We start from the raw sequence: 16,402 nt of genomic DNA, 5'->3' as shown, positions 1-16,402 counted from the left end.
ATAAGGGGAGTGCCATCCGTTTTTTATGGCTTATTTCCTCATATGTTATTACACATGCCTTGTAAATGTAAAAGCTGCGGTATCCCCGCAGCTTTTTTGTATATGTTTTTAATGTATAAAAATGGTAATTGAATAATGTAGAATTCATTGGAATCTAATGAGTAGGTATCTTCATTGATGATAGAAATCAATCATAGTGAGGAGAAACAAAATGAATACGATGACTTTTGAAAAGTTACAATATAACGAATTAAAGGATATAGTGAAATCTTATTGTGTAAGTGGATTAGGTAAAGAACTATTAAATAAATTAGAGCCGAGTACGAGTATAAAAGTAGTGAGGAATCGCTTGAATGAAACGACAGAAGCACGAGCTATAGTAGATGCAGAAGGGCATGTGCCTTTCTTCGGAATTTCTAATATCGCTAGTACAATTCAAAAATTAGAAAAAGGGATGATTTTAGATCCAGCAGAATTAGTAAGTGTTTCAGACTTTTTACGTGGCTGTAGAAAGATTAAAAGGTTTATGTTAGATAAAGAATTTTTTGCGCCAGTATTAGCTTCATATGCAAATTCAATGACTGAATATAAAAGTATTGAAGAGGAAATTAACTTTTCAATTAAAGGAAATAGCATTGATGCAGCGGCTAGTAAAGAGTTAAAACGAATTCGAAATAACATTGATTCTGTAGACGGAAAAATAAAAGAGCGCTTAACGAAGTTTTTAAATAGTAGTGCAAATAAGAAGTATATTCAAGAGTTCTTTATTAGTAAGAAGGATGATAGGTATACAATTCCAATTAAATCTTCTTATAAAAATCAAGTTGCGGGAAGTATAGTTGAAGCGTCCGCTAAAGGCTCTACTGTATTTATAGAACCACATACGGTTACAAAGTTAAATGCGGAACTCGCAAGTTGGAAAGCAGAAGAAGCGATGGAGGAGTATCAAATTTTAGCGACATTATCAGGAATGGTATTAGAAAACATTTATCATATAAAAATTAATATGGAACTAATTAGCCAATATGATATGGTATTTGCGAAAGCGAAGTTTAGTAAATCAATCGATGGAATAGAGCCGAAGTTAAATGATCATGGCTACATTCATTTAGTAAATTGTAAGCATCCGCTTTTAAGTGGGAAAGTAGTACCGTTAAACTTTGAAATCGGTCAAGAATACCGTAGTTTAATTATTACAGGACCGAATGCAGGCGGAAAAACAATTGTGCTAAAAACAATAGGATTGTTAACATTAGCGACGATGTCAGGTTTGCACATCGCTGGAGATAAAGAAACGGAAATTGCTATTTTTGACAACGTATTTGTAGATATTGGTGATAATCAAAGTATTGAAAATGCACTAAGTACATTCTCATCGCATATGAAAAATCTATCCGAGATTATGAGGATGTCAAATAATAATACATTAATACTATTTGACGAAATAGGAAGCGGTACAGAACCGAATGAAGGTGCGGCGCTTGCGATATCTATTTTAGAAGAATTTTACCTTGCGGGATGTATTACAATTGCGAGTACGCATTACGGTGAAATTAAGCGTTTTTCAGAAATGCATGGTGATTTTATGAACGCAGCAATGCAATTTAATAGTGAAACACTAGAGCCACTTTATAAATTAGTGATCGGTAAATCAGGTGAAAGTAATGCACTTTGGATTGCGAATAAAATGAATGTGAGAGACCATGTACTGCAAAGAGCGAAAGAGTATATGGCAAATAAAGAATACGCTCTAGAAAAAGTGAATGAAAGTAAAATTAGAAAACCAAAATTCGTGCAAGAAAAAAGAGAAAATGACTATGAATATAAAATCGGTGACCGTGTGAATTTATTGGATCATGATGATTTTGGTATCATCTATAAGGAAAGAGATAATTTCTATAATGTCGTTGTATATTATAACGGTGAATTCGTTGAAGTGAATGTAAAACGTATTACTTTAGAGGTAGCGGCGAAAGAATTATACCCAGAAGGATATGATTTAAATACACTATTTGTCGATTATAAAGAAAGAAAAATGCAGCACGATATGGAGCGCGGATCGAAAAAAGCGCTTCGTAAAATTGAAAAAGAAATAAGAAAGAATAGAGGGTAATATAGAATGGTAACGATTAGACAAGAACAAAAAAATGATTATAGAAAGACAGAAGAAGTTGTAAAAGAGGCATTTTTAAATGAAGAATTTAGTGATAAAAAAGAGCATGAACTTGTAAAACGTATTAGAAAATGTGATGCATTTATTCCAGAATTATCATTAGTTGCGGTTGATGAGGGAATAGTGGGGCACATTTTGTTATCAAAAATTACAATAGAACAGGATGGAACTTCTGTAAAATCATTAGCACTTGCACCAGTATCAGTTGCTAGGGGCCATCAGAAAAAAGGAATTGGCGGAAAATTGATCGTAGCTGCTTTAGAAAAAGCGAAAGAACTAGGATATGAATCTGTTGTGGTATTAGGACATCCAGAGTACTATCCGAAATTTGGATTTAAAAAAGCAAGTGATTGGAATATAAAAGCACCATTTGAAGTGCCAGATGAAGTGTTTATGGTGATGGAATTAAGAGAGAATGCTCTTCAAGGTGTAGAAGGAGTTGTACAATATTCGAGTGCTTTTGCTGAGTAGGAGAATCGATTAAGAAATGTAATCATAAAAGATGCTATCTTTTTGTAGGGATATACAGAAAGATAGCTTTTTTTATTAAGCAGATCTACTTACGTATATTTTGCTCAATGAATAATTGAGATGGTAAAATTGATATAGAAATGTAAAGGGAGAGAATAGAATGAAGAAGCGAGAAACAGATAGCAATGAGAATGTAGTTACGTTATATGTTACAAGGCACGGTAAAACAATATTAAATGCGAATCATCGCGCGCAAGGTTGGGCAGACTCTCCGTTAGTAGAAAAAGGTGTGGAAGTTGCCTCTAATTTGGGAACGGGATTAAAAGATATTCATTTTATGAATGCGTATAGTAGTGATAGCGGCCGAGCGATTGAAACTGCTAATTTAGTATTAAAATATAGTGAGCAATCAAAATTGAAACTTGAGAAAAGAAAAGATTTACGAGAATTAAATTTTGGTATTTTTGAAGGTGAAAAACTTGAAAATATGTGGGATGTGGTTGGAAAAGCTGCGGGCGTTGCATCACCAGAAGAACTCATGAAGTTTTCTATTCAAGAAGTGATTAATCTGATTAGAGCAGCAGACCCTACGAAACAGGCGGAAGATTGGGAATTATTTTCTACTCGTATAAAAACAGAGATTGATAAAATTAGTGAAGAAGCTGCTAAAAATGGAGGTGGCAACGTTTTAGTTGTCGTTCATGGGCTTTTGATTACTGCCTTAATAGAAATGTTAGACAGTACCAAAACAAAACTTGGAGTAGAGAATGCAAGTGTAACGAAAGTTGTATATCAAGATGGGGAATATACAGTAGAATCAGTTGGGGATATGAGTTATGTTGCAAAAGGGAAAGAAAGTGTGGAAATTTAACAGGGTGTATTACGATGCCTTTTAGATTTTCAAAATGGGGGGAATAATGGATTTTTAAGATTTGATGGAATTTAAAGGATATATATATTTAAACAAATTGATTGAACCTGAAGAAAATTCACTGAGGGTACTTATTGATAGGTGCAAAGTTAACAAAACTAAGGGACTTATGAAAATTACAAATGAGGTTGAAATAGAAGGATCATCCATTGATGTTGATGACAATCTACCAATTGTGCAATTGGATTTTGAAACGTATGTTGCTTACTCCATTACTAATGAATCGTTTACTGTAATGGATGACTACGAAATTTCAGAAGGTAGAATTTTTAGGATTTACTCAAAATCAAGATATTTGGATTTCATTAAAGCAGGAACAATTGCTGAATTTATATTTCCTGAAGAGCAGTTCGTCCACTATCAAATTCCTTGTTTGAACCATATCATCGACATTATTTCATATGATGAGCCGAAAATTACTGGAATAAAAAGAAACTAATAAAATTCCATACTAAAAGAGCATCGGAATCGATGCTCTTTTATATGCTTATCTTTTCCTTTTTAAAGTAGAACGGTTATGGAATTAATAAAATCTTCCCAGTACTTTTTCGGCTCTCTAATAATTCATGTGCAAGAGCAGCATCTTGTAAAGCGAATGTAGTTGGACTCGCGATATTTAATTCTCCTGCAGTGATCCAATCAAATAATTGAGTAGAGCGTTGCTTGCGTTCTTCATACGTAGTAAGAACGTTCCAAAGGTCTCCGCCAGTTAAAGTTTTCGAAGTATCCATAAGCATACGTGGATCAACTGGCTCAGGATTACCGCCGGCCATTCCGTAAAATACGACAGTACCACCAGTTTTAGTTGCTTTAAAGCTTTCCGCGAGTGTAGAACCTACGGATTCATACACAACATTTACTCCGGCACCGTTAGTCATTTCAAGTACATTCGTATGCCATGCTTCGGTATATAAAAATACGTGATCAGCACCAGCTAACGTAGCTATCTTTGCTTTTTCTTTTGATGACGTAAGGCCGATAACTGTTCCGCCCTGTAGTTTAATCATTTGGATAAGAAGCTGACCAACGCCACCAGCTGCGGCATGTACTAAAGCTATATCACCCTGTTTTATTTGATAGCTATCTTTCGTTAAATAATGTGCTGTTAATCCTTGTAATAAGACAGAAGCGGCTGTTTCAAAAGAAATAGAATCTGGAAGCGTAATTGCTTTTTCAGATGGAACGGCAACTAATTCTGCATTTGAGAATGGAACGTCAGCAAATGCAATGTGGTCTCCGGGATTGATAGTAGTAACGTTAGCTCCTACTTTTTCAACAATACCAGCGCCTTCATAACCTAATATATAAGGCGGGTTACCAGCGAGGTGATAATCGCCGCGGCGTCTATAAATATCAGCGAAATTTAAACCGATTGCTTGCATGCGAACAAGAATTTCATTTGGATTTATGATTGGATCATGTATTTCTTTATATTGTAGTACATCAGCGTCTCCGAATGTTTCGAAACAAAGTGCTTTCATATGGAATACCTCCATTTATATTGTTTGTCGATGTTCTTTATCATACAATACAAATATCAATAGACAAAGAGGATTATTTCGATGAAATCAATCGGAAATACCGATTGAAAAGAGGGATGATAAATGGAGATAAAACAATTAATTACATTTAAAGTAGCAGCGGACACTTTGAACTTTACGCAAACTGCGAAGAAATTGAACTTTGCTCAATCGAGCGTGACAGCGCAAATTAAAACGTTAGAGGCTGAGCTCGGTACGCCATTATTTGAGAGATTAGGAAAACGTCTTTTCTTAACTGAAGCAGGCAGGAAGTTTCAACTATATGCTGATAAGATGATTGCACTCAGTCACGAAGCGAAAACGGCTGTGAAAGATGATGAGGAAATAGCGGGTACGTTAATAATCGGTGCACAAGAAAGTCAATGTACATATAGGCTTCCATCTATATTAAAGAAATTTAAAGCACAATTTCCCCAAATAAAGCTTATATTTAAACCTGCACATTCCAATAAAGATGCGAAGGAACAATTGATGGAGGGGAAAGTAGATCTTGTATTTATTTTGGACGAATGTAAAACAGAGGATGTTTTACATGTGGAGCCACTTATGAAAGAAGAATTAAAAGTAGTAGCTGCTCCTACGCATCGTTTACTTGAACAACCTTCCGTTTCTACAAAAGATTTAGAGAGTGAAACACTTTTGTTAACAGAACTAGGGTGCTCATATCGGACTTTATTTGAAGAGTTATTTCGTACGGAAGATGTGTATCCAGCAAATAAGATTGAGTTTGTTAGTGTCGAGGCAATTAAACAATGCGTTATTGCAGATTTAGGTATAGCAGTTTTGCCAGCAATAGTAGTAGAAAAAGATATACGAGAGGGAACGATAAAGGAATTAGTCTTAAAGAATACAATCACTCCGATCTATACGCAAATTGCTTGGCATAAAGATAAATGGATGACAGCGCCGTTACAGCAATTTATTGAGGTGACGAGGGAGTATTTTGCAAGGAATTAAGTGGAGAAATATTTGTTTTATATGTAAGAAAAAATGGCACTTTTGTATAGAGAGAACCGATACTTGGATGAAACAAGTATCGGTTCTTTATAGCATATTTTTATAATCATTTTTAAGTATTGCCATAATAATTTCATCCGAGTACGTATCATTATAAAATAAGGATTGACGTAAGGTTCCTTCTTTTACAAACCCAACCTTTTCATAAGCTCTAATTCCACGTAAATTATGGCTAAATACTTCTAACTGTAAACGATTGAATGTGAGTTGTTCAAAAACAAATCTTAAAACTATTTTCATAGCTTCAGTTCCGTAGCCTTTCCCTGTTAATGAAATAGAAAGCATAGATATTCTGAATCCAGCTCTTTGGTTCTCCTCATCGATATCTAAAATCGATAACTCTCCAATCATTTCGTCAGTGCTGTTTAAACAAATAGCGAAATCATAGCGATTTGAATCATTATTTATATTATCTATATGTGCTTTAATTTGCTCCAATGAAAAAGTAGGCTTGGTTCCAGTCATATATCTTATTTCTTCATCCATTGTACTTTCTAATATAATGGGCGCATCTAGCTCGCAAAGGGGCCTTAAATAAATTCTTTCACTCTCTAATCTCATTATAAATTTCTCCTTAAGGTTGGTGATAGAGTATATAAATATTTTTGATATACATTGAAGAAGAGTTTTATTTTGTGTATTGTTTGAAAAGTATGTATCTTAATTTGATGTTACATGAATTTTATAATGGTATGGTATACCTAAAACAAATAATAAAAGTTTTATACACAACAAAATGTATCAACAAGTTTTTTGATAATACTATTATTATTGCTTATCATTCCACTTTTAAATGAACATGAATTTTTTATAAATATTTTTAGTGGAAAATAAGCCTTTCCCACTAATTTGCACCGTAGTTAAACAAGAATTAAATAACGTTATTGTCACTTTACAAGAGCATGTTTTGATTGGTTCTCAAAACATGCTCCTTCTTTTTGTTTGTTTATCCCGTATTAACGGATAGTGAGACTCCAACTTCGAACCTTGACCGAAGCAAAGTAGGTAGGAGTCGGCCTATCCAGAAAAGCCTGATAGAGTAGGGAGGTTCCTTTAATTTTTTGGAATAATTTAGCATAAGTGATTTTCATATCTCTAAATTTATGCTCTAATTAAAATAAAGGAGGCAAGTAAATGGGGAATGAGATTAAACGATATGTAATACGAACTTTTATATTTACATGGATACTATGGGGGTTATTAATTAGCTTAATAAAATTAAACATTACGACATTTGGTACACCGCTAGCGATGATATTATTTGTTTTCGGGGGAATCATGCCGGCAATCGTTGCAATTAGTTTAAAGAAAAAATATGGATCAAAAGAAGAGTTCAGAGTGTTTATTAAAAATATTGTTAATCCTAGGCATCACTTTGTATGGTATGTTCTAATCGTTGTTCTAGCTTTTATTAGCTGTTATCTTCCAACGATATTTGGTGGAGCAACGATACAAAAACCATTATACGTGGCATTACTTAGTTTTCCAACAATGATCGTTGGTGGTGGTCTTGAAGAAATTGGATGGAGAGGATTTTTACAACCTGCCCTTCAGAAAAAAAATCGGCATTTTTTAGTACGGTTATTGTGAGTGTTATATGGGCTATTTGGCACTGGCCGTTATGGTTTATTCCAGGCACGAATCAAACTCAAAGGGATTTTATAGCCTTTATAATTACGACAATTGCCGTATCTTTCTTATTAACTACAATTTTTAACGCAACTAAAAGTATTTTTATGTGTCTAATTTTTCATGCGCTTCTTAATTCTTTTTGGAGTGTGTACGTGCCAAATGATAAAGTGTTACCAGCATTTTCAACTTTTATTTTCGGAATTTTCGTATTTATCGTGTATAAAGTCATAATAAAAAGAAAGAACCTCTTATTGATTAGGTAACTGAAATAATAAAAGGAAACATATTAATATATTTTTTATGGATATGAAACTAATTAATAAGAACACGACACAAACATAATTAAAATATAATACAAGTTTGTGCCGTAAAAAAATTTGCAAAACTATAAACAATATCAAAAAGAATGAAGAGCCTTTCCGTATACATAAACAATGCTAACGACAGTTATAGTAATTCATTTGTTAGAACAATTGAATTAACTAAGGTCTGTGTCAGGAGGAGTATATCCAAGGTGACGAGTCATTGATACAATTTGGCCTTTATGATGAAATTCATGTGTTTCCGCATGAGTTAAAAGCCATAGTGGAGTTGTGCTCCAAGGTTCTTTTTGCCATTTCACTTCATTTGCTATATTTTCGAGCCACCGGTCATTGTATTCATCTAAAAAGCGTTGTACAGTCTCATCTACTATCTTAAATCTAGCACGGACTTTTGTGACATCTGCATGTTCAATTTCATAATCGCTAGCAAATGAGAAATCTGCTCGTTTTTGGTTAAATGCGAATGTTCCAAGCCAGTATCGATAGCAATCGGCTACATGAATATGCGTCTTTATAATGCTACCGCTTCCGAAATTAGGAACCGTACTGTGCAATTTTTCTTGTGGAATTTCTTCCAAAAATGTAAATAGATTTTCCCTTGTAGAACTAATAAGATTATATTGTTGTTTTAAAACATCTAACATGTAATTACACTCCTCTTTTGTTTACTGTAATATTTGTGCAGTAAGTATTTCTATATTTATGAGGAGTGGTCCTTTTTTATTGTTTTCAGTAAGCATATTAGATGTTTTTCTTAATTGTTTCTGATAGATTAAACAAGGTGAAACTTTAATAAGTTTAACATCCTTAGTTCATAATAAATTGTACATAAAAAAGGAGACGATAAAATGAATAGAATAATTGGTTTAAAACAATTTGAAATAACGCGTGGGGCATTACTTCAATTTATGGAAACGTTAGATGATAAAACTGCGGATACGCAGCCGGAGGGCTTTAACAATACAATTCGCTGGCATATCGGTCATGTGTTAACGGCAGCAGAAGTTTTCATGTTTGGAAAAGAATTTAAACAATTACCAACTGAATATCCAGGTATGTTTGGATATGGTTCAAGACCATCGAAATGGAAAACAGAAGGGCCATCATTAGAAGTGTTAACGGTTCAATTAAAAGAACAAGCGAAGCGCATTCAAGAAATTCCAGCAGAAGCATTTGAAAATAAACTTCCAGAGCCATTTTTAGGGTTGGAAACAGTTGGAGAGCTTTACGGTATGATGCTTTATCATGAAGCAGACCATATTGGGCAAATGAAGGCGATGGAACGTATTATTAAGGCTCTTTAGTTTTTGGTAATGTTAAATAATATATAGACAAAAAAGGGGTAGATAATTTATTATCTATCCTTTTTTGTTGTTGAACTTCTTGAAGGATTAAGGAGTATGAACGCTAATCATCGTGATGCTGATGAAGAAGGAAAGAAAACCAACCAATTAGGATAAAGAAACATCCTAAGTTTTATGGTAGTTATTATTTTTTTTGTATTACTTAATAGAAAAATATTGAAAATAATACAGAAGAAAGTATAAGGTTGCAAAATCTGTATGAAATAGGGTATTCCTAAATATGGAATATACGTATAATAAAAGAGAGGAACTAGAAAATGGGGGAATACTATGATTACATTGGAACAAAAGTTGGAGCAATACACACATACATATGCACAGTTAAAGGGAGAACTAAAATGGAAAACAAGTGATTCTCGAACAGGTATGATGATTGCTGCTATGTATGTAGGTAGTGATAAACTGTTTGATCTCGGACGTTTTTTAGAAATTAGTAGTTATATTAAGAATCAGGTAGGGATGTTTTCATACTTAAAGTCTTATCATCGCTTTGTGGTGGCCGCAACATTAGATATTCACTTTACAGATTACAAGGAAGCTTTTCGGAGGTTTTTAGATTTATATGAACAATTGGTCGCTGGTGGCTTTAGCCGGAGTATATTTACTTATCTCGCAGCAGCTGTGCTTTTAACAGAAGAACGTGGACAGCAAGGTACGCACATTCAGCGTTCGATGCAAGTATATAAACGCATGAAAGAGGATCATCTTTTTCTTACAGGTACAAATGATTATCCGCTCGCGGTTTTACTAGCAGGACAATCAGAGAATGTAGAAACACTTATGGACCGAGTGGAACGTCTTTATCAGAAACTAGCGAAAGCTGGTTTGCGTAAAGGGAATGATCTTCAATTTTTAAGTCATATTCTTTCACTAAAGAAGGATGTCCGTGAAGAAATGTTAGTTGCAACATGCACAAACATATGGAATTTGTTAAAACAAGAAAAGGTAAAAGTGAAACAGATGCATTATCCAGCTATCGGGCTACTAGCGTTACTTGAGGATGGAGAAAAAGAGATTCATTCTATTCGAGCATTGATTGAAAAATTGCAGGGGGAGAAATTATTCCGTTGGCATACAGATGCGAATATTCTTATTGCTATTCAACTGTTCGTAAGTCAGAAAGGTGAGGAAAGTAAAGCTACCAACGCAGGTTTACAAACAATGATAGAAGTCCTCATACAAGCACAACAAGCAGCTATGATAGCAACGATTGCCGCTTCATCTGCAGCAACCTCTTCTGCTAGTACTAGTTCATAATGTGCAACTGCTTATGCTCTCGTAAATTATGATGAACCTATAATGCCTTTGATGAGGATGGTTTAAAAAAGGCCCATCACTCTCTAATGAGTGATGGGCTAACTGTTTTTACATAATCAGCATTATCTTTTCGACTGCTTCAAATGTTTGAGTTGTGTAACAATCATAATGCTAATAACAACGAGTAAAAACCATGAGCTAATTTTGCTTAGGTGAACGAGATTCCACGTTTCCTGTTGATTTGGATATTGCCATGCTCCGAAAAATGTTGCAATGTTCTCTGCAATCCAAATAAAGAAACCGATAAGGAAAAAGGAGAGAACGAGTGGCATTTTATATGTAATGCCTTGTAATGAAAATCCCACAAATGTGCGAAAGAAAACAATGAATAATAGTAAAGTTAATACCCATCTAAAGTCATATAGAAAATGATGTGTAAAAAAATTAAAGTAAATCATTGCTCCTAGAGGTATTGCAAAAATAGCTTTCGGCCAATGATACATTTGTAAATGCAATCTTCTCCACGCTTGGCATATGTAACTTGCGACACTCGCATACATAAAACCGCTGTAAAGCGGAACTCCGAAAACTTTTGAATACGCTTCTTCAGGATAACTCCATGAACCGAAATGTACTTTATATATTTCTAGTAAAAGGCCGATGAGGTGGAAGACAGTAATTACTTTTAGTTCGTCTTTCGTTTCAAGACCAGTCTTGTACATAATCCATTGCATAAGAAGACATACGATGAGTATGAAATCATATCGGTACAGCCCTGGAATCGAAATGATTTTTGAAAGAGCAAGTGTTAAAAAAATAACGACAGGGAACAAACAGGATAATGCTTGTTCATAAGTAAAATAGAGTAGTTGTTTTACATAAAACATGTTTTCACCTTCAAGATTATTGTTCGAAAAATCAAAATAATAACTTAGTATACTACAAATTTGAAAATAAAACAGTACGTCATTTTGCATGTATTTGGAAGTTTTAGAAGGTAATTGTAATAAGTATTTTGATAGTTTAACAAAGTAAAAAAATAGTTTGCTATTTAAAAAAAGTGGGGATATAATATCTAAATGAAAATGATAATTATTATCAATAATGATTATAAATAAAAAATAATTATAAAAAAGAACTGAATATAAAGGATGAAATGAAACATGTTACATAAATCTACTGTACATGCTGGCAATAATCGCTGGATACATATTAAGTTCGTATGTTTCATGAGCTTAACAATTTTATGTTTAATCGGATCTATATTTTTAGCTATTGCATTCGGGGCAAAGGATATTCATTTGCAAACGGTGTGGGCAGCGGTTTTTGATTATAATCCGAAATTAACACAGCATCAAATTATTTATGAATTAAGGCTCCCAAGGGTAATTGGAGCGGCAGTTGTAGGAGCTGCTTTTGCAGTCGCTGGAGCTGTTATGCAAGGGGTAACACGAAATCCTTTAGCTGATGCAGGTGTACTCGGAATAAATGCAGGTGCGATGTTTGTAGTAGCACTTAGCTTTGCTTTTTTCCCGCATATGCCGTATTCCTATTTAATGATTGTCTCCTTTATTGGAGCAGTTTTAAGTACAGTACTCATTTTTATTATTGGATCAGCAACATCAGGCGGGCTAACGCCGATGAGGTTAACGATTGCAGGGGCGGTTATGGCCGCGCTTTTACATTCGTTAAGTTCAGGTGTCGCGATTTATTATGACTTAAGCCAAGATTTAGCGTTTTGGTATGCTGGTGGTGTTGCGGGGGTTAAGTGGGAACACTTGAAATTTTTAGTGCCTATTATTCTCATAACAATTGTTTTTGCGACAGCGCTAGGGCGATCTATTTCACTCATATCAATGGGGGATGATGTCGCTACAAATTTAGGTGTAAAAACGAACCGAACGAGAATACTCGGGATGATTATGGTAGTGATTCTAGCAGGTGTTTCTGTTTCAGCTGTTGGTTCCATTGGATTTGTAGGATTGGTCATCCCGCACATTGCTAGAAAATTAGTAGGTGTTAATTATCAACTTATTATTCCTATGTCAGCATTATTAGGAGCTATGTTATTAGTTTTAGCTGATTTAGGAGCAAGAACAGTAAATCCTCCTAAAGAACTTGCGATAGGAATTATGGTAGCTCTTGTTGGAGTTCCGTTCTTCCTTTATATAGCACGTAAAGTTGGGAGGGAGTTATAAGTGAAGGATCTTTTTAGCACGGATAAAAAGAGAGCTATTACTGTAACTACAATTTTCGGATGTATAAGTATCGCTGTAATTTTGATTAGCTTAAATACGGGAACGCTGAGCATCGCACCGCTCAAAGTAATTCGAACGCTTTTTGGCTATGGTGATTTTGAGAGTGCAACCGTGCTATACGATTATCGTATGCCAAGAATTATAATCACAATGTTAGCAGGTATTGGCCTTGGGGTTTCCGGTGCGATTTTGCAAGGATTATCTCGGAATGCTCTCGCAGATCCTGGTATTCTCGGATTACACTCGGGTGCATCTTTCGGGCTTATTGTATTTGTTACTTTCTTTCATTCTATTAACGAGAGTGCATCGATTTTAATACCGTTATTTACATTTGGCGGAGGAGTGTTAGCTGCATTTCTTATTGTTTTGCTTGCGAGTGATCGGTCAAAAGGTTTACTTCCCATTAGACTTATTCTTGTTGGTATTGCAGTTTCAGCTGGTTTTAGTGCACTTTCGTTATTTTTCTCGCTCAAGTTAAATGATGAGACGTATACATTCGCTTCTAGGTGGTTAGTTGGTAACGTGTGGGGAAGAGATTGGATTCATGTCCTAGCATTATTACCTTGGATTTTGATACTAACTCCGTACGCATGGCTGAAATCCAAAACGTTAAATGCACTGTCACTAGGTGATAGTGTAGCAGCAGGGCTTGGTGTATCTGTTCAAAAAGAACGGTTACTGCTTTTAGCTACAGCGGTAGGATTGTCTTGTGCAAGTGTATCAATGGCAGGGGGAATTGGCTTTATCGGCTTAGTTTCTCCGCATATCGCAAGAAAGTTAGTAGGTAGTACATATCAACATTTCCTTCCGTTAGCTGGCATAATTGGAATGATTATTTTAGTACTCGCGGATACGATAGGACGATCTTTATTTGAGCCAAACTCTATTCCAGCTGGCGTAGTAGTAGCGGCTTTAGGTGCGCCATATTTTCTTTATTTACTTACAAAAACAAAATAAATACTTCAAAGAGGAGAACATATGAAAAAGAAACTTACTATTTTATTTAGCATTATGTTTATTTTAGTATTATCAGCATGTGGTCAAACGAAATCTAGTGAAGAGGCAACTAAAAAAACTGAAAAAAGTAATGATCCAAAAATTGCTTCTATGTCTATTCATTTAACGAATAACTTACTTGCATTAGGAATTACACCGGTAGGTTCTGTAATTGGTGGAGATTTAAAAGATTTCTTACCTCACGTGAAAGAACAGTTGAAAGATACGAAGAAACTTGGCGTTGTAACAGATCCGAATATGGAAGCATTACTACAATTAAAGCCATCTGAAATTTATGTGGATGAAAAATATGCTGGCAAAGATTTAGCGAAATACGAAAAAATTGCAAAAACACATTCTTTTAATTTAGATGAAGGTACGTGGAGAGATCATTTAAAAGAAGTTGGTAAGCTTGTAAACCGTGAGAAAGAAGCAGATAAATATATTCAAGATTATGAAGAGCAATCAAAACGAGTAAAAAGTTTAATAGATAAAGAGCTAGGTAATAATGAGAAAGTAATGGCAATTCGCGTTACTGCAAAAGAATTACGTGTATTTAGTACGAAAAGACCGATGGGACCAATTTTATTCCAAGACTTAGGATTACAACCTGCAAATGGTGTAGAGAAAATTGATGGAGACCGTCCTTTCGAAGTCATTTCACAAGAAGTATTACCTGACTTTGATGCGGATGCTATTTTCGTTGTTGTAAACAGAGACGATAAAGCGAAAGCAGCATTTAAACAACTTCAAGAAACACCAATTTGGAAAGACTTAAAAGCTGTTAAAGGCAAGCACGTATACATTATCAATGACCAACCATGGCTTGACTATTCTGCTTTAGGCAACAAAATGGCAATGGATGAAGCGGAGAAAATGTTTACGAAATAATACAGTTTTACTATTAGGAAAGGCCCTCTAAATTTGGAGGGCCTTTTTATTGTTGTTATTGTTAGAATAAATGAAAAATTATACAATGAAGTTAATTCAATGCAAGGGAGATGTGCCAATGTCAGCGCTTATTGTAAGTATCCCGTTAAAAAACAGTTTATGGAACAAGGGGATAAAGTGAAACTTTAATCAGTGGGGGTTTTGTTCATCCCCCAGTGATTATTAGCCTTCACCAATCGGGCGTTTACGGGCAGTTGATCTCCCACCTAACTTCTTCGCTCCAGCTGAATTTTGAGGTGGGAGTCTTACTGCCCGTTAATGCGGGATAAATAGGCTAAAATAATTATCCCCGCTATTTAATAAAGGGGGAGTTTGAAATGACGATGAATCTTTTTCAAAATAAAACTATTAAATTATCAGCTATTAGAGCGACAGATGCTGAAGTAATGGCTATGTGGCAAGAGGATAGTGAATATTTAAGAAATGTAGATACAGACTTAGCATTCCCGCAATCGTTACATGAAATAGCGAGTGATGGGCTATTAAAGGGACGGAGATCGAATAGTGTTTCTTTCATGTTAAGAACAGTTCAAGATGATCGCTTAATTGGTTTTGTTGCAATTCACGGCATAGAGTGGAATAACAGAACAGGTCTATTAGCAATTGGTATAGGAGAGGCAAATGATAGAGGGAAGGGATATGGGAAAGAAGCGATACATATTATTCTAAAGTATGCGTTCTATGAAATGAATTTACACCGCGTCGGTCTCGATGTTATTTCTTATAATAAAGCAGCCATTGCGTTGTATAAAAAGATGGGTTTTCAGATGGAAGGGTGTATGAGAGAAGCAGTTCAGCGAGACGGAAAGTGTTTTGATCGTATGATTATGGGGATATTGCGGGATGAATGGATAGAGCTGCAGAACTAGCAAAAACATACAGAATAATTGTGTAGTGTAGAGTGAAAAGTTGTAATATTTGGGTAATGATGAGCGGAGGAGTGTACTAATGGAAGGTTTATCTTCATTAAGAGAGTGTTTATATCAGCTAGAGGAACGATTACTTAAACCAGGGGTTCGCACATCTCAAAAGGAGCTTAAAAAGATACTTGCCGCTGATTTTTTTGAGTTTGGGAGTTCTGGTAAAGTTTTATATAAAAATGAGGATATCGATAAAAGTGGAATTGGTGTGGTAAAAATGACTTTGAGTGATTTCGAAGTACATCCATTATCCAAAGATGTAGCATTAACTACTTATCGAATATTCAATGAAATAAATAATCAACACTCGTTACGTAGTTCGATATGGAAATTTAGAGAAGGAAGATGGCAAATGTATTTTCATCAAGGTACACCTGCTAAATTTTAGTGAAGCTTTTTGTATGAAAAAGAAACTATAAAGAATAGAATTGTTGAATATATTAGTCCTTTATATATAAAGAACTAATGAAAGTTGTCTTTTTAAAATATCTAAATTTGTTCTTAAAAGGGTCTTGTTAATAAAGGTACATTCCATATTATATATGTAGTATGCAGGAGATATAACGAT

General features: G+C 34.7%; 15 protein-coding genes and 2 pseudogenes. 13 read left to right on the top strand and 4 right to left on the bottom strand.

Annotated elements, in window-relative coordinates; all coding sequences use genetic code 11:
- The first annotated feature begins 211 nt into the window (after nucleotides 1-211).
- From MR155_RS14825 to MR155_RS14810, 4 genes are all read left to right on the top strand, one after another.
- Nucleotides 212-2,113: an endonuclease MutS2 gene (locus MR155_RS14825; RefSeq protein WP_242310365.1), complete on the top strand. Its 1,902-nt coding sequence runs from the start codon at nucleotides 212-214 to the stop codon at nucleotides 2,111-2,113.
- 6 nt (nucleotides 2,114-2,119) lie between these two features.
- Complete coding sequence (locus tag MR155_RS14820) at nucleotides 2,120-2,644, top strand: GNAT family N-acetyltransferase (protein ID WP_242310363.1); 525 nt, start codon at nucleotides 2,120-2,122, stop codon at nucleotides 2,642-2,644.
- Nucleotides 2,645-2,804: 160 nt separating this feature from the next.
- On the top strand, nucleotides 2,805-3,515 hold the full coding sequence (locus MR155_RS14815) for a histidine phosphatase family protein (RefSeq protein ID WP_242310361.1): 711 nt from the start codon (nucleotides 2,805-2,807) through the stop codon (nucleotides 3,513-3,515).
- A gap of 64 nt (nucleotides 3,516-3,579) precedes the next feature.
- Nucleotides 3,580-4,014 carry a hypothetical protein gene (locus MR155_RS14810; protein ID WP_242310508.1) on the top strand — a complete coding sequence of 145 codons (435 nt, stop codon included), beginning with the start codon at nucleotides 3,580-3,582 and terminating at the stop codon, nucleotides 4,012-4,014.
- Between the two features lie 76 nt (nucleotides 4,015-4,090).
- Here the strand turns inward: MR155_RS14810 and MR155_RS14805 are convergent, their stop codons facing one another.
- Complete coding sequence (locus tag MR155_RS14805) at nucleotides 4,091-5,056, bottom strand: quinone oxidoreductase family protein (RefSeq protein ID WP_242310359.1); 966 nt, start codon at nucleotides 5,054-5,056, stop codon at nucleotides 4,091-4,093.
- Between the two features lie 123 nt (nucleotides 5,057-5,179).
- Between MR155_RS14805 and MR155_RS14800 the strand changes: the two genes are divergently transcribed.
- Nucleotides 5,180-6,073, top strand: a complete 894-nt coding sequence (locus tag MR155_RS14800) for a LysR family transcriptional regulator (RefSeq protein WP_242310356.1) — start codon at nucleotides 5,180-5,182, stop codon at nucleotides 6,071-6,073.
- A gap of 87 nt (nucleotides 6,074-6,160) precedes the next feature.
- Here MR155_RS14800 and MR155_RS14795 read toward each other — a convergent pair whose 3' ends face one another.
- Nucleotides 6,161-6,694 (bottom strand): GNAT family N-acetyltransferase, encoded by a 534-nt coding sequence (locus MR155_RS14795; RefSeq protein WP_002190291.1) that lies wholly within the window; start codon nucleotides 6,692-6,694, stop codon nucleotides 6,161-6,163.
- A gap of 573 nt (nucleotides 6,695-7,267) precedes the next feature.
- Between MR155_RS14795 and MR155_RS14790 the strand changes: the two are divergent.
- Nucleotides 7,268-8,028 (top strand): annotated as a pseudogene (locus MR155_RS14790) (CPBP family intramembrane glutamic endopeptidase).
- A gap of 215 nt (nucleotides 8,029-8,243) precedes the next feature.
- Here the strand turns inward: MR155_RS14790 and MR155_RS14785 are convergent.
- Entirely contained in the window at nucleotides 8,244-8,732 is a 489-nt protein-coding gene (locus MR155_RS14785) for a DinB family protein (protein ID WP_242310354.1), read from the bottom strand.
- Between the two features lie 204 nt (nucleotides 8,733-8,936).
- On the opposite strand from MR155_RS14785, the gene MR155_RS14780 reads away from it, so the two are divergent.
- Together MR155_RS14780 and MR155_RS14775 are read left to right on the top strand one after the other, a co-directional pair.
- Complete coding sequence (locus tag MR155_RS14780) at nucleotides 8,937-9,392, top strand: DinB family protein (RefSeq protein WP_002033453.1); 456 nt, start codon at nucleotides 8,937-8,939, stop codon at nucleotides 9,390-9,392.
- Between the two features lie 280 nt (nucleotides 9,393-9,672).
- Nucleotides 9,673-10,709, top strand: a pseudogene (locus MR155_RS14775) (DUF4003 domain-containing protein).
- 122 nt (nucleotides 10,710-10,831) lie between these two features.
- Here MR155_RS14775 and MR155_RS14770 read toward each other — a convergent pair.
- Nucleotides 10,832-11,596: a DUF817 domain-containing protein gene (locus MR155_RS14770; RefSeq protein ID WP_242310350.1), complete on the bottom strand. Its 765-nt coding sequence runs from the start codon at nucleotides 11,594-11,596 to the stop codon at nucleotides 10,832-10,834.
- A gap of 276 nt (nucleotides 11,597-11,872) precedes the next feature.
- Here MR155_RS14770 and MR155_RS14765 point away from each other — a divergent pair, with 276 nt between their 5' ends.
- From MR155_RS14765 to MR155_RS14745, 5 genes are all read left to right on the top strand, one after another.
- Entirely contained in the window at nucleotides 11,873-12,907 is a 1,035-nt protein-coding gene (locus MR155_RS14765) for a FecCD family ABC transporter permease (RefSeq protein WP_242310348.1), read from the top strand.
- Nucleotides 12,908-13,924 (top strand): FecCD family ABC transporter permease, encoded by a 1,017-nt coding sequence (locus tag MR155_RS14760; RefSeq protein WP_242310345.1) that lies wholly within the window; start codon nucleotides 12,908-12,910, stop codon nucleotides 13,922-13,924.
- Between the two features lie 21 nt (nucleotides 13,925-13,945).
- The gene (locus MR155_RS14755) at nucleotides 13,946-14,854 is read left to right on the top strand and encodes an iron-hydroxamate ABC transporter substrate-binding protein (RefSeq protein ID WP_219303231.1); all 909 of its coding nucleotides are present in this window, start codon (nucleotides 13,946-13,948) and stop codon (nucleotides 14,852-14,854) included.
- A 377-nt stretch (nucleotides 14,855-15,231) separates the two neighbouring features.
- Nucleotides 15,232-15,783 (top strand): GNAT family N-acetyltransferase, encoded by a 552-nt coding sequence (locus MR155_RS14750; RefSeq protein ID WP_219303230.1) that lies wholly within the window; start codon nucleotides 15,232-15,234, stop codon nucleotides 15,781-15,783.
- A gap of 79 nt (nucleotides 15,784-15,862) precedes the next feature.
- Complete coding sequence (locus MR155_RS14745; RefSeq protein ID WP_002033457.1) at nucleotides 15,863-16,222, top strand: nuclear transport factor 2 family protein; 360 nt, start codon at nucleotides 15,863-15,865, stop codon at nucleotides 16,220-16,222.
- The last annotated feature ends 180 nt before the right edge of the window (nucleotides 16,223-16,402 follow it).

Origin of the sequence: Bacillus cereus group sp. BfR-BA-01331, from assembly GCF_022663915.1 — a bacterium.
GTDB classification, from domain to species: Bacteria; Bacillota; Bacilli; order Bacillales; family Bacillaceae_G; genus Bacillus_A; species Bacillus_A mycoides.
The sequence above is the reverse complement of the archived record's forward strand: the minus strand, read 5'-3'. Positions and strand labels throughout refer to the sequence as shown.